The sequence below is a fragment of the Streptomyces sp. NPDC017890 genome (assembly GCF_044328675.1).
GTDB lineage: Bacteria > Actinomycetota > Actinomycetes > Streptomycetales > Streptomycetaceae > Streptomyces.
Window position 1 is genome coordinate 18107 of sequence record NZ_JBIRHU010000039.1, and the last position, 22495, is coordinate 40601.

The 22495-nt window shown below is 74.7% G+C and carries 8 protein-coding genes; 7 read left to right on the plus strand and 1 reads right to left on the minus strand.

The window, feature by feature from the left end:
- Positions 1–272 precede the first annotated feature (272 nt).
- Positions 273–431 (minus strand): hypothetical protein, encoded by a 159-nt coding sequence (locus ACH4F2_RS33580; RefSeq protein ID WP_398136519.1) that lies wholly within the window; start codon positions 429–431, stop codon positions 273–275.
- Between the two features lie 80 nt (positions 432–511).
- On the opposite strand from ACH4F2_RS33580, the gene ACH4F2_RS33585 reads away from it, so the two are divergent.
- The 7 genes from ACH4F2_RS33585 to ACH4F2_RS33615 form a co-directional block, all read left to right on the plus strand.
- Positions 512–1114 (plus strand): exonuclease domain-containing protein, encoded by a 603-nt coding sequence (locus tag ACH4F2_RS33585; RefSeq protein WP_398136520.1) that lies wholly within the window; start codon positions 512–514, stop codon positions 1112–1114.
- Positions 1111–1560, plus strand: a complete 450-nt coding sequence (locus ACH4F2_RS33590; RefSeq protein ID WP_398136521.1) for a hypothetical protein — start codon at positions 1111–1113, stop codon at positions 1558–1560. The genes ACH4F2_RS33585 and ACH4F2_RS33590 overlap by 4 nt, the downstream gene beginning before the upstream one ends.
- Positions 1557–2000 (plus strand): hypothetical protein, encoded by a 444-nt coding sequence (locus ACH4F2_RS33595; RefSeq protein ID WP_398136522.1) that lies wholly within the window; start codon positions 1557–1559, stop codon positions 1998–2000. Before ACH4F2_RS33590 ends, ACH4F2_RS33595 begins: the two co-directional genes overlap by 4 nt.
- 54 nt (positions 2001–2054) lie before the next feature.
- Positions 2055–2372, plus strand: coding sequence for a hypothetical protein (locus tag ACH4F2_RS33600; RefSeq protein WP_398136523.1), 318 nt, complete (start codon positions 2055–2057; stop codon positions 2370–2372).
- 149 nt (positions 2373–2521) lie between these two features.
- Positions 2522–3379: a MerR family transcriptional regulator gene (locus tag ACH4F2_RS33605; RefSeq protein ID WP_398136524.1), complete on the plus strand. Its 858-nt coding sequence runs from the start codon at positions 2522–2524 to the stop codon at positions 3377–3379.
- Between the two features lie 91 nt (positions 3380–3470).
- A complete protein-coding gene (locus tag ACH4F2_RS33610) occupies positions 3471–4247 on the plus strand; it encodes a transposase family protein (protein WP_398136525.1) in 777 nt (258 codons plus the stop codon).
- Positions 4214–22495: amino acid adenylation domain-containing protein (locus tag ACH4F2_RS33615; RefSeq protein ID WP_398136526.1), on the plus strand; the 18282-nt coding region annotated here is incomplete at its 3' end. The genes ACH4F2_RS33610 and ACH4F2_RS33615, both read left to right, overlap by 34 nt.

Genomic DNA, 22495 nt, shown 5'->3' on the forward strand with positions numbered 1-22495 from the left:
CCGTTCCTGCAACCCAATCGTCCGCTATCGCGGTCCATGATCCGCTCAGCGAGTGACTTGCCACATGATCCGCTGAGCATCGGCGTCCCGGATGACGCTCCTACAACCGGATGCTGACCGCCGTGGGCCTCTGGGGCGTGCCCGCAGCGTGGTGCGAACAGCTCCCCGACTGCGGCCGGCTCATGCTCCTCCCCTCCGTTGGCTCGGCCAGGCACGATCCGTGGCCCTGACCCGGTCGGCAAGGCGACAGGCTCGTCAGCGATGTCATGGCACTATGCGGCTTCGTCCCCGTCATCGGACAGGACGGCGAGAAGACGGCCGCCGTCGGCGCGACCGGCGACGTCGAGGTCAACGACCGTGCCATCGTCGTGGAAGGACTGGACGAGCCGCCCCGCTACTGCCTGCGGCACGGCTTCGGCTGCCAGTGCCACGACCGGAGCAAGCCCCACCACTACCGCCAGCACGGCCGGGCCCCCATCGGCTGGGAGGCGGAGGACGGATCCGAGACAGCATGTACTTCGCCACCTGGCCCGCGTTGCTCGTCGTCGACGTCGAAGGCAACGGCTCCAACCCGCCCGACCTCGTCGAAGTCGCCGCGCTGCCCATCCGGGACGGACGCCCCGACAAGAGCACCGCGGGCTGGTGGCTGACCCGCCCGCATCATCCGGTCACTCCGTTCGCCACGCGGGTGCACGGCCTGACCGACACCGACCTGGCCGGAAAGCCCGCGTGGACCGAAGTCGCGGACCAGGTGGGCGCCTTCCTGGGCGACACCTGGATCTGCGCGCACCACGCGCACACCGACTACCGCGTCCTCAGCGCCCACCTGCCCGGCTGGGAACCCGCCGGCGTCCTGGACACCCTCCGCCTGGCCAAAGCCACCTTTCCCGACCTCGGCAAGTACAGCCTGGACAAGCTGATCGAGCACGTACAGCCCGACCTGCGCGAAGCGCCCGGCGCCCGGCACCGGGCCACCTTCGACGCCTTCGCCACCGCGCAGCTCCTGATCGCCATGGCCTCCGGATACGACTCCTGGGACCGGGTGGTCGCCGCGGCCGTGCCGCCCGGACTGCCCGGCGCCCCCGAACCAGAAAAGGACCCCACCCTGTGGTGACCTCCTCCAAGCCCCTGCGGATCGCGGTGCTCGGCACCCACTCCACGGACAGGACGACGCTTCTGAAGCGCATAAAGACGGAGCTGCGGGGCCACGGCATCACCGTCGCGCGTACCGGCCGCCTCGGCAAGCGCGCCGCCGCGGCCGGCCTGCCGAAGATGCAGCACCACACCGTCCAGTCCACCGAGTGGATCATGACGCAGGGCATCCTCGACGAGACCACCGCCGCCGTACAGGGCGCCGAAGTCGTCCTCATCGACCAGCACCGGCCCGCACCAGCCGTCACGAACCAGGTCAAGCTTGTTCGAGGCGTTGTGCGCAGGGGTATGCCCTGTCTTGCCGACCGCACGTCAGGCTCGGACCGGAGCTGGCCGATGGGGGAACCGTGCGCACTCGCGTGTCCGGAGCGGGCCTCGGTCCGATCCGAGGGGACTACGCCGTCATGAACCCGCTCGTGGGCACCCTGCTGCAGATACTCCGGGGATTCCTGCTGATCGCCTGGGTTGTCATGGCCGGTTTCACCGTGTTCACTCCCGACCAGGTCGACGGGAACCTCGCCTGGACGACGGCGGTGGTGATCGCGGTGTACACCGTGACGTTCGGATGGCGTCTGCTGACCGCCCGGCTCGGCATGAACCGGTGCTACCTCCTGGCGGAGGGGGTGGCCGTGACCAACCGCTTCGGCCGGGTGACCGATTCCGTGGCCTGGAGCGACGTGACCGGTATCCAGCAGACAACGGTCGTGGAGCTCTACATGGGAGCGCACCGCATGGAGATCCACCGGAACCAGTCCGCCGAACCCCTTATGTTCCTGGCACCGGGCGTGAAGTCGAAACTGGTGGAAGCACTGCTCGCCGAGGGCCGCCGCGCAGGAGCCCTGCAGTGAGTCTTCGCCAACTTGAAGCCAAAGGTCACAGGGCTGGTGCGACGGTCTACCGGGGTGCTCGTGCTGGTCATCGGCGGCTGTCTACGGCATGGATCGTCCGTCAGCCCGACCGGTTCGCCGGTTCCTGCCGGCTGTGGCCTGGTGACCTTCCACGATCCGGTGCATGGATCCCGAGCTGATGGAACGGTCACCGCCCGGCGCGCGGAGCTGGACGAACTCGAAGAACATCTGGTCAAGCAGTTGGCGGAGGTACGAGCCGAGCGCGACGAACTCGCGGTCGCTGAACGGGTTCTTGAGCGGGTGAGTGAGCAGCTCGCCGCGGAGCGTGCTTCGGCCGCCCGACGCCCGGGCAGGTGGGCGGCCCGGCGGTGATGCTGATCCCGCACCGCACGTCCGGCGTGGAGGAGTGGGCTCTCCCGTCGGACTACCGGCGTATTCTCGCCGCCGACAGAGGGGTTGCATGTGCCGTAGCGGCATGTGGTCCAGTAGGCGGCGAGCACTACATCGAGAGGTTCCCTCGCATGCCCCTTCCTGCGATTCCCCGCCGGGTCAAGATCGGCGATGCCGCCGCGTTCGCCGGGACCACACCCCGCGCCATCCGCCACTACCACGCCATCGGGCTCCTCGCCGAACCGGAACGCGGCAGCGACGACCGCCGCCGTTACGGATACGACGACATGATCCGCCTGCTGTGGATCCGCAAGATGGCCGATGCGGGTATCTCCCTGGACGACATCCGGGCCGCCTTCAAGGGCACCACCGGCATCGAGCAGTCCCTGGCCCGGCTGGAGGAGTCCCTCGCTTCCGAGGCGGCCGCCATCGAAGCCCAGCGGGCCGCCGTGCACCGCCTCCGCGGGGTGGGCAGCCCCCTGGGCCTGCTCTCACCGCTGGTCACTGGCCGCCTGCGCGATCTACCGCCCGGATCCCTGCGCTCCGCCGACCTCGATACCCTCCTGGTCACGGAGCGCATCTTCGGCCCTCTGGGCGCCGCTATCCAGGCCGACCGGTTCATCGTCCTGGCCACCCACCCCGAGCTGCGGGCCGAGGAGGACCGCCTGGCCGAGGCCGAGGCGGCCCTGGACGACACCGTGTCCCCCGACGACCCTCGCATCGAAGACCTGGCCGCCCAGCGATGTGATCACGAGACCGCCCTGGCAGCCGCCATCGAAAGATCCGGCCTGGACGAGGCCATCGACGTCCTCCTGGACCAGGAGGACGAGCGCGCCGGCGAGGAAGAGGAGGGGGCGGGGATGAGCGTGATGCAGGCCATCGGCAAGATGCCGTACGACTTCTCCCCGGCCCGCGTCCGGTACGAGGAACGTGTCATCGAACTGTTTCACTCGGCCGATCAGGACGGCGACAACCCGCGGATCTGCTGACTGGCGTCGGCCCTCGGGGCGAGCCCGACAAGAGCAGCCCGGAGTGGTGCCGCGCGAGTAACCCCGTTGCCGCCGACGGCCGTTGGAATTGTTGACGAAAGCCAAAGAGTATGCCGAGGGCGCCTGCCCGCTTGACTATCAGTGCCGTCTGCCGCTGACCAAGCACCGCAGCCACGGCCTGCACTTCCTCGCCCTGACTGACGAGAAGGGCCGCCTGATCTGGATATCCGTCGCCCGGCCCGGCCTCGCCCACGACAACACCGCGGCCCGCCACAACCACTTCCAGGCCCACCTGCGCACCGCCGGCCTCGGGGCGCTGGCCGACCTCGGCTTCCGCGACCTGGACAACGACATGCTCGACCCTGTGATCGTCACCGGCGGGCTGTGCCATGGGGTTCCTCGGGGTCTGCGGGGCCACGAAGAGGCGGCGGTACGGCTGGATGGTGGATTCGACGGTGAGGGCGCCGGACGCCGCACGCCCCGTGCGGACCACGGCAGTTGGGGAAGAGTTCAGCTGGGTGAACAGGCGGCTCGCGCGGGTGATGCCGGGGTGAATGCCGTGGAGGTGCCGTGGGCGCAATCCCCGGTTCCTCCACCCGGCGGTGGGCTCCGTGCCCGCCCGCCCCGAGCGGGGCAGTTCACCCAAAGATCATCTCGGGCCGGCGGGCACCCCGGCCGGTCAACTCGCCGTGCTAGACACCGGATCGGCAGTCGATCAGTTCGGATCGCGGTCGGCCGGCGCGGTAGACGCCCTGGTCACCAGGCTCTTCCCGGACCGGTACCGCTGTCGCGCCACGCTCGCCGCTCACCCCGTATGCGCCTGGGAGTACGTACGTGCAAGACGACCACCTTCGTGGCCTGCCGCTGACCCCGGGACAGTCGGGCATGTGGTTCGGCCAGCAACTGGCCCCGGACAGCCGCGCCTACAACCTCGGCGTCTACGTCGACATCGCCGGCCCGCTCGACATCGCGCTGCTGGCCGAGGCGACGCGCCGCTTCCTGGACGAGGCCGAGGGGTTCCGCGTCCGGATCCGGGAGCACGAGGGCGAGCTGCGCCAGTGGGCCGAGCCGGACGACGCGTGGGAGCAGCTCTTCGTCGACGTGTCCGCCGCGGCCGACCCCGAGGCCGCCGCGCACCGCTGGATGACGGCCGACATGGCGCGCCCGCGCCGCGTGGGCCATCCCCCGAACCTCACCAGCGCGGTGATCCGCGTCGCCGAGCAGCGCCACTGGTGGTACGCCGGCGTCCACCATGTGATCAGCGACGGGGCCGGCGCCGGTATCGCCGTGCGGCGTGCCGCGGCCATCTACACCGCTCTCCTGGAAGGGCGCGATCCCGCGGAGGGGGCGGTGCGCCCGTTCCGTGAACTGCTGGACGAGCAGGCGGCCTACCGGGCCTCGGACGACTTCCGCGCCGACCGGGCGTACTGGCGGCAGCGGATGGCCGGCCGGCCCGCACCGGCCGCTCTCGTGGCACGTTCGGCGCCGCCCCGCGCCCCGGTGCACCGGCGGGCCGCGTACCTGAGCGGGGAGGCCGAGTCGGGGATGCGGGCGGTCGCGCGGACCGTCCGGTCGAGCTGGCCGGCCGCCTTCGTCGCGGGCGCCGCCGCCTACCTGCACCGGATGACCGGGGCGGACGACCTGGTGCTGGGCTTCCCGGTCACCGCGCGCACCGGGTCCGCCTCGGGCGCCGTCCCGGGCATGGTGTCCAACGTGGTCCCGCTGCGCCTGAGGGTGAGTCCCGGCCTGACCTACGGCGAGCTGACCGCCCGGGTCGCGGCCGAGATGAAGGACGCGGTACGGCATCAGCGCTACCCGGAGGCGGACCTCGCCCGCGACTTCGGCCTCTCCGCGGGCGGCAGGCTGTACGGACCGGTCGTCAACGTCATGCCGTTCGGCCAGGACTTCTCCTTCGGCGACCTGTCCGGATCGCTGCACAGCCTGGCCGTCGGACCGGTGGCCGACCTGTCGATCGCCAGCTACGGCGGACGCCCGGGGCAGCGCGGCGCCATCAAGGTCGTCGTCGACGGCAACCCCGCCCTGTACTCGGACGGTGAACTGGCCGGACACCATGCGCGGTTCCTGCGGCTGCTGGAACGGCTCACCACGGGGGACGACGCCGCCACGCGGGCGATCGGCCGCGGTGACCTGCTGGACGAGGACGAGCGGCGGCGGGTGCTGGGCGACTGGTCCGGACCCGGGTACGACGACGACCGCGCCGTTTCCGTTCCCGCGCCGGTGCCCGTGCCCGTGCCCGTGCCGGTGAACGACCCGACGGGTGGCCCGGCGGGTGACCCGTGGGAGCTGGTCGCGGCCCAGGCGGACCGGACGCCGGACGCCGTCGCGGTCACCGCCGGCGCGGAGAGCCTGACGTACCGCGAACTGGTCGCCCGGGCGGCCCGGCTGGCCGGTGTCCTGGCCGGTCACGGGGTGGGCCCGGAGGACCGCGTGGCGCTCGCGCTGCCGCGTTCGACGGACCTGGTGGCCGGAGTGCTGGCCGTCCTGCGGTCCGGCGCCGCCTATCTGCCGCTGGACCTGTCGCACCCGGCCGAACGCCTGGAGGTCATGGTGGCCGAGGCGCGCCCGGCCGTCGTGCTGACAACGGCCGCGCTGGCCGAGCGGGTGCCCAGCAACCCGCGCCGCATACTGACCGACGGGCCGCCACGGCCCCGGGAACCGCAGGGCGTGCTGCCCGCCGCGGTGCACGGATCGGCCGCCGCGTACGTCATCTTCACCTCGGGGTCCACGGGTCGGCCCAAGGGCGTCGTCGTCCCCCGGTCGGCCCTCGGCAACCTGCTGCTGGACATGGCCGGGCGGGCCGGTCTGGGCGCGGGTGACCGCCTGCTCGCCGTGACCACCCTGGGCTTCGACATCGCCAACCTGGAACTGCTCGCGCCCCTGGTGGCCGGTGCCGCCGTGGTGGTGGCCGGGGCAGACGAGGTACGCGACCCCGCACGGCTGCGGCAGCTGCTCGTGGCCGAGCGGGTGTCGGTGATGCAGGCGACACCGAGCCTGTGGCAGGCGGTGGCCGTCGAGGTCGCTCCCGTCCTCGGCGGTGTCCGCGTCCTGGCCGGCGGTGAGGCGCTGCCGGCCGCCCTGGCCCATGACCTCCTCGCGTCCGCCGCGTCGGTGACCAACCTCTACGGCCCCACGGAGACGACGGTCTGGTCGACCGCGGCACAACTGTCACCCGAGGACGCGCAAACGTCGGCGCCGGCCACCATCGGGCGGCCGATCACCGGCACGGCCGTGTACGTCCTCGACGGAGCCCTGCAGCCCGTACCGCCCGGCGTGGTGGGCGAGTTGTACATCGCCGGCGCCGGACTGGCACGGGGGTACGCGCGACGGCCCGGTCTGACCGCCGAACGGTTCGTGGCCGACCCCTTCGGCGCGCCCGGCACCCGCATGTACCGCACCGGCGACCTCGCACACTGGGCGCCGGACGGCCGGCTGGTCTGCACGGGCCGGGCGGACCAGCAGGTCAAGGTGCGCGGGTTCCGCATCGAGCCGGGCGAGATCGAGGCCGTGCTCGCGCAACAGCCGGGCGTGGCCCGCGCCGCGGTCGTGCTCCGCGAGGACACACCGGGCCGGCGGCAGCTGACCGCGTACCTCGTCCCGGGTGCGCAGCCCGTGGCGGGCGACCGGGAGCTGGCCGAGGCACTGGCCCGGCGGCTGCCCCCGTACATGGTGCCCGCGGCCTTCGTGACCCTCCCGCGGCTGCCGCTGACGGCGAACGGCAAACTCGACCGGGCCGCGCTGCCCGCCCCTGCGGCGACCGCCGCCGACGCGGGCCGGGCACCCCGCAACGTGGTCGAGGAGACCCTCTGCCGGCTCTGCGCCGACCTGCTCGACGCGCCGTCCGGCGTGAGCATCGACGACGACTTCTTCGCCCTCGGCGGCGACAGCGTCTCGGTGATGCGCCTGGTCGCCGCCGCACGCCGCGAAGGGCTGGCCTTCACCCTGCGCGACGTGTTCGAGCACCCGACGGTGGCGGACCTGTCCGTCGTCGCGGTTGCGCAGGCCGGCGACACCGGTCAGGCGGCCCCCGCGCAGGACGCCGCCCCGTCCGCTTTCGACGAGGACGACCTCCGGCGACTGCGGGCCCGCGATCCGCGCCTCTCGGACGTCCTGCCCCTGTCCCCCGTACAGCAGGGCCTGCTGTTCCAGTCCCTGCACGACGCGCAGGACGCCGGGGACGACGACTACACCGTGCAGCTCGGCTTCACGGTCGAGGGTCCGCTGGTCGGGACCCGGCTGCGCGCCGCCTGGCAGGCCCTGCTGCGCCGGCACCCCGTGCTGCGCTCGGCGTTCGTCGCCGACGCCACCGACGTACCGGCGCAGGTGGTGCTCGACGACGTCGAACTCCCCTGGCGCGACGTCGACCTCACCGGGCCACCGCCGGCCGCCGGCCCCCGGGAACAGGAGCTGCGGCTGCGGCAGGTGGCCGCCGGGGAACGGGCCGGGCGCTTCGACCTGGCGCGTCCCCCGCTGCTGCGCGTCGCCCTCGTACGGCTGGCCCCCGAACGGCACGCCGTGCTCTTCACCCACCACCACATGCTGCTCGACGGCTGGTCGCTGCCCCTGCTGGGCCGTGAGCTGTTCGCCCTCTACCACGGCGAACCCCTGCCGCCGGCGACCCCACCGCGCACGTACCTGTCCTGGCTCGGGCGGCAGGACCGTGACGCGGCCCGCGCCGCGTGGCGCGCCGAGCTCGACGGCCTGGACGCGCCGACGCTCCTCGTGCCGGACGCCGCGCAGGGGGCGGAGCCGTCGCAGGGCCGCCACACCGTCGGCCTGCCCGCCGGCACCACCGACGCGCTGCGGGACCTGGCCGCCGCGCACGGGCTCACCCTCAACACCGTCGTCCAGGGCGCGTGGGCACTGCTCCTCGCCGGGCTGACCGGGCGCGACGACGTCGTGTTCGGCACCACGGTCGCCAGCCGTCCGGCCGAGATCGAGGGGGCCGAGTCTATGGTCGGCCTGTTCGTCGACACCGTCCCCGTGCGCGTACGGCTGCGTCCGGCGGACGACCTGCGGGACGTGCTGCGCGGGATGCAGCACCGGCAGTCGCGCCGCACGGCCGCCGCGCACCTGGGCCTGCCGGACATCACCCGCCTCACCGGCCTGGACCGGCTCTTCGACACCGTACTGACCTTCGAGAACTTCCCCGTCGACCCGGCCACCTTCCGGCCGGGTCCCGGCCTCGCCGTCACCGACCCGCACGTCCACGCGGGCACCCACTATCCGCTGACGCTGCTGGTGGTGCGGGAGGACGCCGGGCTCAGCCTGCGGTTCGGCTACCGCACCGGCGTCCTCACGTCCGACGACATCACCCGCGTCGGCGCCCGGCTGGTGCGGCTGCTGGAGGCACTGGCCGCCGACCCCGCCCGCACCGCCGGCGCCGTCGACGTGCTCCTCCCCGAGGAGCGGCGGCAGGTGCTGGTCGAGTGGAACGACACCGCCGTGCCGGTGCCGCCCGTGTCGGTGCCCGAGCTGGTCGCAGCGCAGGCGGCGGCGACGCCCGACGCGACCGCCGTGGTGTACGCGGACCGCGGGGCCGGTGGCGAGGAGTTGACGTACGCCCGGTTCGACGCCCGGGTGGCGGCGCTCGCGGCACGGCTGCGCGAGCGGGGCGTGGCGCCCGAGACCCGGGTCGCCGTCGCCCTGCCGCGCTCGGCCGACCTGCTCGTCGCCGTGCACGCCGTGCTGCGCGCGGGCGGCGTGTACGTGCCGGTGGACCCGGAGCTGCCGGCGGAGCGGATCGGCCTGCTGCTGGACGACGCGGCCCCGGCCTGCACCCTCACCACGCGCGACCTCGCCGGGCGGTTCCCCTGCCTGAACGGCCCGGACACCATCCTCCTCGACGCCGACGCGCCCGCCGGCGACGGCGCCGCCCGCACCGCTCCGGTGCCCGTGGCACCCGGCTCGGCCGCGTACATGATCTTCACCTCGGGCTCGACCGGCCGTCCCAAGGGCGTCGTCGTCTCCCACGAGGCCATTGCCAACCGGGTGCTGGGCATGCAGCGGGAGTTCGCGCTGACCGCCGACGACCGGGTGCTGCACAAGACACCCGTCGGGTTCGACGTGTCCGTGTGGGAGCTGCTCTGGCCGCTGGCCACGGGCGCCGCAGTGGTCGTGGCACGTCCCGGTGGGCACCGCGACCCGCACTACCTGGCGGACGCCGTCGAAGACCACGGGGTGACGACGGTGCACTTCGTGCCGTCGATGCTCCGCGTGTTCCTCGACTCCCTCGACGGACCCGCCCCGGCCGGGTTCCGGCTGCGGCGCGTCATCTGCAGCGGCGAGGCACTCCCCGCCGACCTCGCCGGCACCTCCCTCGCCCTCCTCGGCGTCCCGCTGTTCAACCTGTACGGGCCCACCGAGGCGGCCATCGACGTCACACGGTGGCGGTGCCTTCCCGCATGGACGGGCACGGTGCCCATCGGCGGCCCGGTGGACAACACCCGCGTGTACGTGCTCGACGCGGCGCTGCGGCCGGCCGCCCCGGGTGTGGCGGGCGAGTTGTACCTGGCGGGACGCCAGCTCGCCCGCGGCTACCCGGCCCGGCCCGGCACGACCGCGCTCCGTTTCGTCGCCGACCCCTTCGGCCCGGCGGGCAGCCGGATGTACCGCACCGGCGACCTGGCGCGGTGGCGCGGTGACGGCACACTGGAGTACCTGGGCCGCACCGACCACCAGGTCAAGATCCGCGGAGTGCGGGTCGAACCCGGTGAGATCGAGGCGGTGCTCGGCACGCACCCGGCGGTGGGCCGGGCCGTGGTGACCGTACGGGAGGACGAGCCGGGCCGCAGGCAGCTCACCGCCTACGTCGTGCCGGACGTCCAAGGACACTCCGGGTCCGGGATCGGGACCGGGGCCGCGCCCGGGACAGGGACAGGGTCCGCGTCCGAGCAGGTGCGGGAGTGGCAGGCCGTCTGGGAGTCCGCCTACGCGCCCGCCCAGGCACCGAGCACGCCCGGCGGCACACCGGGCGACGAGGGAGAAGGCACCGCTTTCGCCTTCGGTGAGGACTTCTCCACCTGGGACAGCAGCTACGACGGCCGGCCCCTCCCGCTCGGGGAGATGGGCCGCTGGCGGGACGCGACCGTCGAGCGGATCCGCGCGCTGCGTCCCGTGCGCCTGCTGGAGATCGGCGTCGGCGCGGGCCTGCTGCTGTCGCGGCTCGCCGGGGACACCCAGGCCTACTGGGCCACCGACTTCTCCGCCGCGGTGCTCGACACCCTGCGCGACCGGATGCCGGACCACCTCGCCGGCCGGGTGACCCTGCGGCACCGGGCGGCGGACGACACCGAGGGCCTGCCCGCCGGGTTCTTCGACACCGTCGTCCTCAACTCGGTGATCCAGTACTTCCCGGACGCCGGCTACCTGGGCCGGGTGATCGACGCCGTCACGCCCTTGCTGGCGCCCGGCGGTCGGATCTTCGTCGGTGACGTACGGGATCTGCGGGCCGCCCGCGTGTTCGAGACGGAGAAGCACCTCGTCCGCCTCGCTCCGGGCCGGCACACCGGCACGGCGGCGCTGCGCCGCTCCATCGGCCGGGCTCTGCTGAACGAGGACGAACTCCTCGTCGACCCCGCCTGGTTCACCGCGCGGACCGGCGCCGGCACTCCCTTCACCGCCGTGGACGTCCAGGTGAAGCGGGGCGGCTACCGCAACGAACTCAGCCGCTACCGCTACGACGTCGTCCTGCACGCAGCCCCGGCAGCGTCCTGGGCCGGTCTCCACGAGGCCGGTGAGAACATACCTCCGCAGGGGCTGCGGCACACCCTGTCCACGGCCCGCCCGGCGCGGCTGCGGCTGTCGGGCGTACCCGACGAGCGCACCGCCCGGCAGGCCCTGGCGGCCCGCCGGCTGGACGAGGGAACCGAACCGGCCCTCGCCGCCCGTCTCCTGGCGGACGACGTCCCCGTGCCCGGCGCGGTGGACCCCGAGTACCTGTACGCCCTCGCCGAAGAACTCGGCTACCGCGTCGCCGTCGCGCCGTCGGTCACCGGTCCCGGCGCGGTCGACGCGGTCTTCCGGCGCGCGGACGCGCCGGACGCGCCGGACGCCGAGTCCGGTGAAGCCGGTGATTCCGCTGGTTCCGGTGATTCCTCTGGTTCCGGTGATTCCGCTGCTTCCGGTGATTCCAGTGAAGTGCTGTGCGCCTACCGCCCCGCGCCCGAATCCGTCATGGCCCCGGCACGGCTCACCAACGAGCCGGGACTCGCGCGTCAGGTCGCCGCGCTCCCGGCCGCGCTGCGCGCCCTCGCCGAACGCGCCCTGCCCGAGGCCCTCGTGCCCGCGGCCTTCGTGGTGCTGGCGGAACTGCCGCTCACCGCGAACGGCAAGCTCGACCGTGCCGCCCTCCCGGCGCCCGACTTCGCCGCCGCACCGGACAGCCGGGCACCGCGCGACGCGACCGAGCGGGCCCTGTGCGCCGCCTTCGCCGGGCTGCTGGGCCTGCCCCACGTGGGCATCGACGACAGCTTCTTCGCGCTGGGCGGCGACAGCGTGCTGGCCATGCGGCTGGTGGGAGCCGCACGCCGGGCGGGCGTCGTCCTGGCCGTCCGTGACGTCTTCGCGCACCCCACCGTCGCCGCGCTCGCCGGCATGGCGCGGGCCATGGACACGGCTGAAGCGCGGGGCGAGGCCCGCGAGGAGGACCTGGTGCCCGTACCGGCGCCGGTACGGGAGCGGCTGAGTGCCCCGTACCCGGGTCCGGCGAAGATCCTGCCCCTCACACCGCTGCAGGAGGGCCTGCTCTTCGAGTCCCTGGCCGACGCGCCGGCCCCGTCGGCGGCGGGCGAGGACGGCCCGGACCGGACGGACGACTACACCGTCCAGCTGGCGCTCACCTTCGACGGTCCCCTCGATCCGGCCCGGCTGCGTGCCGCCTGGGCCCGGGTGCTGGCCCGGCACGACAGCCTGCGCGCCGCCTTCGTGCACGACGCGGACGCGGGCCTGGTGCAGGTCGTCCCCGGCGCGGTGGACCTGCCCTGGCGGGAGACGGATCTGTCCTCGGCCGGTGAGGCGGAGCGGGAGTCCCGCCTCACCGTGCTGCGGACCCGGGAGCGGACGGCCCCGTTCGACCCGGCCCGGCCGCCGCTGCTGCGGGTGGCGCTGGCCCGGCTGGCCCCGCGCCGACACACGATGATCGTGACCTACCACCACCTCCTGCTCGACGGCTGGTCGCAGCCGCTGCTGCTGAACGAGCTGCTGACCGCCTACGCGGAGCCGGACCCGCTGCCCCCGGCGCCCCAGTTCCAGCGGTACCTGGCCTGGCTCGCCCGGCAGGACAGGGACACCGCCCGGCAGGCGTGGCGGGAGGCGCTCGATGGTGCCGAGCCCACCCTCGTGGTGCCGGTGACCGGCCGCCGGTCGGACGGCCCCGCGGCCGGCGCACCCGGGCACGACGTCGTCGAACGGCTGCTGCCCCAGGACCTCACGGCCCGCCTGGCCGCGCACTGCCGCCGCCACGACCTGACTCCGGCCACCCTGGTGCAGGGCGTGTGGGCCACCTTGATCGGCGCGCTGACGGGCCGCGACGACGTCGTCCTCGACGCACCCAGCGCCAGCCGGCCGGCCGACGTCGAGGACGTGGAGTCCATCATCGGCCTGTTCCTCAGCACCGTCCCGGTGCGGGTCCGTCTCGATCCGGCGCTGCCGGCGGCCGCCGTCCTGCGCCGGCTGCAGGAGGAGCAGTCCCTCCTTGCCGCCCACCAGCACCTCGGGCTGCCGGAGATCCAGCGGCAGACCGACGCCGCCTCGGCGCTCGCCGACACGATGGTGGTGTTCCTCAACTTCCCGCTGGACCCGGACGCGTTCCGGCCTGCGGACGGCATCCGTGTCTCCGCCGTCGACGGCGGCGTGGCCACGAGCTACCCGCTGCGCCTCCTCGCCGCCCCCGGCGAACGGATGCACCTCACCCTCGGCTACCACACCTCCGCCTACGACCGGGAGACCGCCCAGGCGTTGATGGACCGGCTGGTGCGGCTCTTCGAGGAGCTGGGCGAGGGCTTCGACCGGCCCGCCGGACACGCCGGGATCCTCACCCCGCGCGAACGCGGCCACCTGCTGACCGCGTGGCAGGGAGCACCGGACGGGGACGGGGAGGAGTCCACGACGGCCGGCACCGTCACCGGCATCCTCAGCGACCGGAAGGCCACCGGCTCCGGCACGCCCGCGGCCCCCTCCGACACGCCCGCGGTCCTCTTCGGCGACGAGCGGCTCACCCGCCGGGAGCTGCGTGCCCGAACGAACCGCCTGGCCCGCCTGCTCGTCGGCCGGGGCGCCCGCCCGGAGCGGACGGTCGCCGTCGCGGTGCCCCGCTCCCCGGAGCTGGTGGTGGCCCTGCTCGCGGTCGTCGAGTCCGGCGCGGCGTACCTCCCGGTGGACCCGGACTATCCGGCGGACCGTATCGCGCACATGCTGGCCGACGCCCGGCCGGTGACGGTGCTGACCACCACCGAGGCGTCGGCGTCGCTGCCCCAGGACGTCCGCGACAGCGCCGTACTGCTCGACGGCCCGGCCACCGGACGCGCGCTGTCCGCCCTTCCGGACGGCGACCTCACCGACGACGAGCGCACCGATCCGACGCCCGACCACCCGGCCTACGTCATCCACACCTCGGGCTCCACCGGCAGGCCCAAGGCGGTGGTGGTGCCGCACCGCGGGGTCGCCGCCTACGTGCCGTACCTGACGTCCGGCGTCGCCGGGCTCGGCCCCGGGGACGTCGTGCTCAACCTGGCGTCCGTGTCCTTCGACCCCTCGGTGCGTGACATCCTCGGCACCCTGGCGGCCGGCGGCCGCGTGGTCGTGGTGCCGCCCGACGAGGCGAACGACGCGCGTGCCCTCGTCCGCGCCATGCGCCGCCACCGGGTCACCGCACTGCTGTCCGTCGTACCGTCCCTGCTGACCGCCCTGGGCGAGGAGGCGGACCGGCTGCCCGCCGGCGAGCGCCCCTGTCTGCGGCTGGTGATGACGTGCGGCGAGGCGCTCACCGAGGGGCATCTTCGGCAGGTGGCCGCTCTCGGGGGCCCGCTGGTGGTCAACCAGTACGGGCCCACCGAGGCCACCATGAGCAGCACCTTCCAGGCGGTGGACGAGCCGGGCGCGCTGCGGTCCGGCGGCCGCTTCCTGATCGGCCGTCCCCGCCCCGGCGTCCGCGCCTACGTCCTGGACCACCGCCTGCGCCTGGTCCCGGCCGGCGCTCCGGGCGAGCTCTATGTGGCGGGGCCCGGCGTCACCCGCGGTTACGCAGACCGCCCCGGCCCGACCGCCGAACGTTTCCTCGCCGACCCGTACGGCGGGCCCGGCACCCGCATGTACCGCACCGGCGACCTGGCCCGCTGGACCTCGGACGGCCGCCTGGACCACCTCGGCCGCGCCGACCACCAGGTCAAGGTGCGCGGCCACCGTGTCGAACTCGGCGAGATCGAGGCGGTCCTGGAGGGGCACGGGGCGGTCGCCCGCGCCGTCGCGGACGTACGCCGGGACGGCTCGGAAGGCGACCCACGGCTGGTCGCGTACGTCCTTGCGGGGTCCGGTGAGCCCACTGGTCCCGGTGAGCCCACTGGTCCCGGTGGGTCCGGCAGCGCCCCGGCCCCGGCTGAGCTGCGCCGCCACGCCGCGGCCCGGCTGCCCGGGTACATGGTGCCCGCCGCGTTCGTCGTCCTGGACCGGCTGCCGCTGACCCCCAACGGCAAGGTGGACCGCCGCGCCCTGCCCGCCCCGGGCCCCGCCGACGCCGGTGCGGCGTCCGGCGGCCGTGAGGCGCGCACACCGCTCGAGGAGGTGCTGTGCGGGCTGTACGCGCGGCTCCTCGGCACCGGCCGGCCCGTCGGCGTCGACGACGGCTTCTTCGAGCTGGGCGGACACTCGCTGCTCGCCACCCGCCTCGTCGCCCACATACGCAACGCGCTCGGCGCCGATCTCCCCGTCCGCGCGGTCTTCGAGGCCCCCACGGTCGCGCAGCTCGCCGAACGCGTCGCCGCCTCCACCGGCGCCCCTGCCCGGCCCCGCCCCAGCGCCGTGGCCCGGCCGGACGTCGTCCCGCTGTCCCCCGCCCAGCGCCGCCTGTGGTTCCTGCACCAGCTCGCGCAGGGGGCCACGGACGCCTACAACATGCGGGTGGTGCTGCGGCTGCGCGGCCGTCTCGACGTCCCCGCGCTGCGCGCCGCGCTCACCGACCTGACGAGCCGTCATGAGGTGCTGCGCACGGTCTTCCCCGACATAGAGGGCCTTCCCCGCCAGGAGATCCTGGACCCCGGTACCGGGCGGGCCCGCCCAGGCCTGGAGACCGGCCGGGTCGCGGAGGCGGAGCTGGCCGCCGTGCTGGAGCGGACCGTTGGGCGGCCCTTCGACCTCACCTCCGACCTCCCCCTGCGGACCGCCCTGTTCGAACTGGGCGAGGACGACCACGTCCTCGCGCTGGTGCTGCACCACATCGCCGCCGACGGCTGGTCGTTCGGGCCGCTGGCCGCCGACCTGGCCGCCGCGTACCGCAGCCGTACGGCGGGGCGGGCTCCCGAACGGGCCCCCCTGCCCGTCCAGTACGCCGACTACAGTCTGTGGCAGCACGCCCTGCTGGCGGACGACGGCGCGGACGGCGTGACGGGCCGTCAGCTGGCGTACTGGCGGCAGCGGCTCGCCCACCTGCCGGACCGCATCGACCTGCCCGTGGACCCCCGCGCCGCCGCGTCCCGTGACACCGCGCCCGGTGACACCACCGGTGCCGTGCCCGGCGGCTCGTACACCTTCCGTCTTCCCGCGCCGCTCCACGCCCGCCTGGCGAAGCTGGCCCGCGAGCACTCCGCCACCGTCTTCATGGCGCTCCAGGCGTCCCTCGCCGCGCTGTTGACCCGCCTCGGCTCGGGGACGGACATCCCGTTCGGCACGGCCGTGGCCGGACGCGGCGACGAGGCGCTGGAGGACCTCGTCGGGTGCTTCGTCAACACGCTCGTCCTGCGCACCGACACCGGCGGCGACCCGGACTTCCGGGAACTGCTGCGGCGGGTGCGGGAGACCGACCTCACCGCCTACGCCCACCAGGACGTGCCCTTCGAGCGGCTCGTCGACCACCTGGGCGTGGCCCGGTCGGCCGACCGCAACCCGCTGTTCCAGGTGATGCTGACCGCCCAGCCCGAACTCACCCGCGACGCCGTCGCGCTCCCGGGCCTGGACACCGAGCTGGTCCGCGTCGGCGCCACCACCGCCCGCTTCGAACTCTCCTTCAACATGGCCGAACGCCGCACCCCAGAAGGCGCCCCGGACGGGATCGACGGCCGCGTCGAGTACCGCGCGGACCTCTTCACCCCCACGGCCGTACGCCTGCTCACCCAGCGCTGGACCCGGCTGCTGGAGTCCTTCGCCGACGACCCGGACCTCACCGTGTCCCGCGCCGCCACCACCGCCGACGACGAACGCCGGCAGGTCCTCACCGACTGGAACGACACCACCATGGACGTCCCGTCCACCACGCTCGCCGAACTCCTCGCCGACCGCGTCGCGCGCACCCCGCACGCCGAGGCCGTCGTCTGCGGCGCCGACCGGCTCACCTACGCACAGCTCGACACCCGGGTCGACGCCCTCGCACGCCGCCTGCGCGCGGCCGGGGCCGGACCGGAGCGCCGCGTCGCCGTGCTCGTCCCGCGCTCGGCGGGCCTGCCCGTGGCCCTGCACGCCGTCGTGCGCACCGGCGCCGCGTACGTGCCGGTGGACCCCGAACTGCCGGCGGCGCGCGTCGCTCTGCTGCTCGCCGACACCGGCCCGGTGTGCGTGGTGGCCACGGACGAGGCGCGCGGCCTGCTGCCCGCCTCCGTGCGGGTCCCGGTCCTGCCCCTCGACGGGACGCCGCCCGCGTCGTCGGCGGCCGCGTTCCCGGCGCCCCACCCCGACAGCACCGCCTACGTCATCCACACCTCCGGCTCGACCGGCCGCCCCAAGGGCGTCGTCGTCTCCCACCGGGCCGTCGTCAACCGCCTGTTCGGGATGCAGGAGCAGTACGGCCTGCGGTCCGACGACCGGGTGCTGCACAAGGCGTCCGCGGGTTTCGACGTCTCCGTGTGGGAGTTGTTCTGGCCGGTCCTCGCCGGTGCCGCCGTGGTCGTCGCCGAGCCCGACGCGCACCGCGACCCCGCCCGCCTCGCCGCGCTGATCCGGGACGGGGCGGTCACCACCGCGCACTTCGTGCCGACCGTCCTGCGTGCCTTCCTCGACCAGCCGGGCGCCGCCGAGTGCACCGGTCTGCGCCGGGTGTTCTCGGGCGGCGAGGCCCTGCCCGCCGACCTCGTACGGCGCTTCCACGGCGCCCTCGGCGCGTCGGGCGTGGCCCTGTTCAACCAGTACGGCCCCACCGAGGCCACCATCGACGTCACCTGGTGGCGCTGCCCGGCCGATCCGCAGGGCCCGCCGCCGCTCGGCCGTCCGGTCGGCAACACCCGCCTGTACGTCCTCGACGCGGCCCTGCAGCCCGTACCGCCGGGCGCGTCGGGAGAGCTGTGGATCGCCGGTGCCCAGCTGGCCCGCGGCTACCTGGGCCGTCCCGGCGCCACGGCGGAGAGCTTCGTCGCCGACCCCTTCGGCCCGCCCGGCTCCCGGATGTACCGCAGCGGCGACCTCGCCCGCTGGACCGAGGACGGGGTGGTGGAGTACCTGGGCCGCGTCGACGACCAGGTCAAGGTGGGCGGCGTACGCGTCGAACCGGGCGAGGCCGCGGCCGCGCTCGGCGAGCAGGACGGTGTGTCCGCGGCCGTGGTCGTGGCCCACGACTCCCCCGCGGGCGGCGGCAAGCGCCTGGTGGGGTACGTCGTGCCCGAGCCCGGCCGCACCCTGGACGGCGGGCAGGCGCGCCGCCGGGCCGCCGACCGCCTGCCCGAGTACCTGGTCCCCGCCGAGGTCCTGGTGCTCGACGCGCTGCCCGTCACCCCCAACGGCAAGCTGGACCGCGCGGCCCTTCCGGTGCCCGGCCCCGCCGGTCCGGCGGACGGCGGACGCGCGCCGCGCACGCCCAACGAGGAGACCCTCCGCCGCGTCTTCGCCGAGCTGCTCGGCGTCGACGAGCGGAGCGTGGGCGTGGACGACGGCTTCTTCGCCCTGGGCGGCGACAGCATCATGTCGATCCAGCTGGTCAGCCGGGCACGGCGGGCCGGTCTGGTCCTCACCCCGCGCGACGTCTTCACCCACCAGACGGTGGCCGGGCTGGCGCGGGTCAGCGGGCGTGCGGACGACCGGCCGGCCGTGCGCGCCGAGGACAACGGGACCGGTCCCGTCGAACTCACCCCGATCGTCCACCGGCTGCGCGAGCGCCGCGGCCCCGTGGACGCCTTCCACCAGTCGGTGCTGCTGCAGGTCCCGGCCGGGCTGGGTCAGGAGCGGCTCACGGCGGCCGTGCGGGCGCTGCTCGACCACCACGACGCGCTGCGGCTGCGGCTGACCCGCACGGCGGGCGGACTGGTCTGGGCGCTGGAGGCGGGCGAGCGCGGCTCGGTGGACGCCGCCCGGTGCGTGCGCCGCGTACCCCTGGCCGGTGCCGACGTGGCGCGGGAGGCGCGGGAGGCGGTGGCGCGGCTGGCGCCGGAGTCGGGCGTGATGGTGCAGGCGGTGTGGTTCGACGCGGGGCCCGAGGACTGCGGCCGGCTGCTGGTCGTGGCGCATCACCTGGCGGTCGACGGGGTGTCGTGGCGCATCCTGCTGCCGGACCTGCGGCAGGCGTGGGAGGCGGTGGCGGCGGGGGTGCCGGTCCGGCTCGACCCGGTGGGCACGTCTCTGCGGCGCTGGGCGGCCCTGCTCGGCGAGCGCGCGCAGGACCCGGCGCTGCTGGAGGAACTGCCGTACTGGACGGACACGTTCGCGGCGCCGGATCCGCCGATCGGCGCCCGCCCGCTCAACCCCGTACAGGACACGGTGGCGACGGCGCGGCAGCTCACGGTGACCCTGCCCGGGGCGCGCACGGGCCCGCTGCTGTCGTCCGTCCCGGCGGCCCTGCACGGCGGCGTCAACGACGTGCTGCTGGGCGCGCTGGCCCTCGCCGTGCGTCAGTGGCGCGAGGGCCGCGGCGGTGGCGCCGAGGGCGGGGTACTGATCGACCTGGAGGGCCACGGCCGCGACACCGACCGCCCGGACGTGGACCTCTCCCGCACGGTGGGCTGGTTCACCCGCGTCCATCCCGTACGGCTCGACGTCACGGGCGACGACCCCGTGGGCGCTGCCAAGCAGGCCAAGGAACAGCTCGGCCGGGTGCCGGGCCAGGGCGCCGGCCACGGACTGCTGCGCTACCTCAACCCGCAGACGGCCCCGCTCCTGACGCACTGCGCGCGGCCGCAGATCGGCTTCAACTACCTGGGCCGTACGACCACGTCGGTGTCGGCCTCGGAGCACGGCGCGTGGACGGTGGCCGACGACGCGCACGGCCTCGGCGCCGGCACCGATCCGGCGGCACCGCTGCTGCACGCGCTCGACGTCAACGCGGTCGCGGTCGACGGTGCGGACGGCCCGGTGCTGTCGGCGACGTTCGCGTGGGCGGGCGGGCTGCTGGTCGAGGCGGAGGTGCGGGAGCTGGCCGAGCGGTGGCTGCGCGCGCTGGAGACCCTCGCGGACCTGGGCACCGGTACCGGGACGGGTGGTCACACACCGTCCGACTTCCCCCTCGTACCGGCGCTCACCCAGGAGCAGGTCGAGACCCTGGAAGCCGCCTACCCCGGCCTGGAGGACGTCCTGCCGCTCTCCCCGCTCCAGGAGGGTCTGCTCTTCCACGCCGTCTACGACGGCGGCGAGAGCGACGTCTACACCCCGCAGCTCTGCCTCGACCTCGAAGGGCCCCTCGACGCGGACGCGCTCCGGGCCGCCTGCACGGCACTGCTGGACCGGCACGCCAACCTGCGGGCCGCGTTCGTCCACGACGTCACCGACACCCCGGTCCAGGTGATCGTCCGCGCTCCCCGGCTCCCGTGGCTGACGGCCGACCTGAGCACCCTGCCCGAAGCCGAGCAGGCCGCCGAGAGCGACCGGATCGCGGACGCGCAGCTCGCCGAGCGCTTCGACGCGGCGCGCCCGCCCCTGCTGCGGGCCGCGCTGCTCCGCCTCGGCGACGAGCGCCACCGGCTGGTCCTGACGCACCATCACCTCCTGCTGGACGGCTGGTCGGTGCCCGTCCTTGCCCGGGACCTGTTCGCCCTGTACGCGGCCGAGGGCGCGGCGGCCACGCTGCCCCGGGTCACCCCCTACGGCGACTACCTGCGCTGGCTGGCCGCGCAGGACCGCGACGCCGCGCACACCGCCTGGGCCCGGGCCCTGGAAGGGGTGGACGAGCCCACGCTCGCCGCGCCCACCGCCTGTGACCGGACCGCGCCGGCCGCGCGCCCCGGGCGGGCGCACCCCGAGCTGCCGCCGGGACTGGCCGCCCGCCTCGTCACGTACGCCAGGTCCCGCGGGCTCACCGTCAACACGGTCCTCCAGGGCGCCTGGGCGCTGCTGCTGTCCCGGCTGACCGGCCGCGACGACGTGGTCTTCGGCACGACCGTCTCCGGCCGGCCGCCGGAGATACCCGGCATCGAGACCATGGCGGGCCTGTTCATCAACACCCTGCCCGTCAGGGCGCGGCTCGACCAGGACCGGACCCTGGAGGACCTGCTGCGCGGCCTGCAGGACGAGCAGGCCGACCTGATGGACCATCAGCACCTGGGACTGAGCGACGTCCAGCGCCTCGCCGGACTGCCCCGCCTGTTCGACTCGGCCATGGTCTACGAGAACTATCCGGTCGACGAGAAGGCCACGGCCCTCACCGGAACGTCCCTCGTCCTCACCCGCGCTCAGACCCGTGAGGCGGCCCACTACCAGCTGATGCTGCTCGCGGCACCGCACGAACAGGGGGTGACCCTGCGCGTCGAGTACGCGCCCGGCGCGTTCGGCGACGAGGAGGCCCGCGTGCTCGCCGACCGGTTCGTCCGGGTGCTGCGCACGTTCGTGGACGAGCCGTACCGGACCGCCGGCACGGTCGAGGTCCTCACGGCCGAGGAGCGGCGCCGCATCCTCACCGACTGGAACGACGTCGACGCGGACTCGGTGAGACCCGCCACGAGCGTCGTGGAGGCCTTCGCCGCGCAGGTGGCCCGTACGCCCGAGGCCGTGGCCGTCCGCTGGGACGGCGGCGTGCGCACGTACCGCGAACTGGACGAACGGGCGGACCGGCTCGCGGCCCGGCTGCTGTCCCTGGGAGTCGTCCCGGAGGAGCGGGTCGCGCTGCTGATGGAACGCTCGCCCGACATCGTGACGGCGGTGCTGGGTGTGCTCAAGGCCGGGGCGGCCTACGTACCCCTCGCCCCCGACCTTCCCCCGGCCAGGCTGGACGTGATGCTGCGGCAGACCGGGGCGTCGGTCGTCGTCACGGACGGCGCCCACCACGACACGGCACCCGCCCTGCTGCCGCGCGCCGACCACTTCGTCACGGTGACCGACGAGACCCCGCGCCACGCACCGGCCGCCGTGCGCCCCCGTCCGGACAACGCCGCCTACGTGATGTTCACGTCCGGTTCCACCGGCGAGCCGAAGGGCGTGACGGTCACCCACCGGGGTGTGGTGGGCCTGGCCGCCGACCGCCACTGGGCGACCGCGTTCGGCGCCGGGCGCCCGGTCCGGACGCTGCTGCACTCGCCGTACGGCTTCGACCCGTCCACCTGCGAGCTGTGGGTCCCGCTGCTGAACGGCGGGGAGGTCGTGGTGGCCCCGCCCGGTGACCAGGACGTGGCGGCCCTCGCGCGGGCGGTCGGCGAGCACGGGGTCACCCTGCTCCTGCTCACGGCCGGCCTCTTCCGCGTGGTGGCCGAGGAGGACCCAGGCTGCCTCGCCGGCGTCCGCGAGGTGATGGTCGGCGGCGACGTCGTCACGGCCGCCACCGTGCGCCGGGTGCTGGAGCACTGCCCCCGGACCGTGGTCACCGACGCGTACGGCCCGACCGAGATCACCGTGTACGCCACCGCGCACACCATGGAGGACCGGGACGCGGTCCCGCCGACCGTGCCGATCGGCCGCGCCCGCGACGGCATGCGGGCGTACGTGCTCGACGGCCGGCTGCGCCCGGTGCCGCCCGGCGCGCCCGGGGAGCTGTACATCGCCGGC

Bases quoted from the DNA above. Each gene is read 5' to 3' on its own strand.
- ACH4F2_RS33605 (WP_398136524.1), top strand. From the start codon at position 2,522: ATGCCCCTTCCTGCGATTCCCCGCCGGGTCAAGATCGGCGATGCCGCC.
- ACH4F2_RS33595 (WP_398136522.1), top strand. From the start codon at position 1,557: ATGAACCCGCTCGTGGGCACCCTGCTGCAGATACTCCGGGGATTCCTG.
- ACH4F2_RS33585 (WP_398136520.1), top strand. From the start codon at position 512: ATGTACTTCGCCACCTGGCCCGCGTTGCTCGTCGTCGACGTCGAAGGC.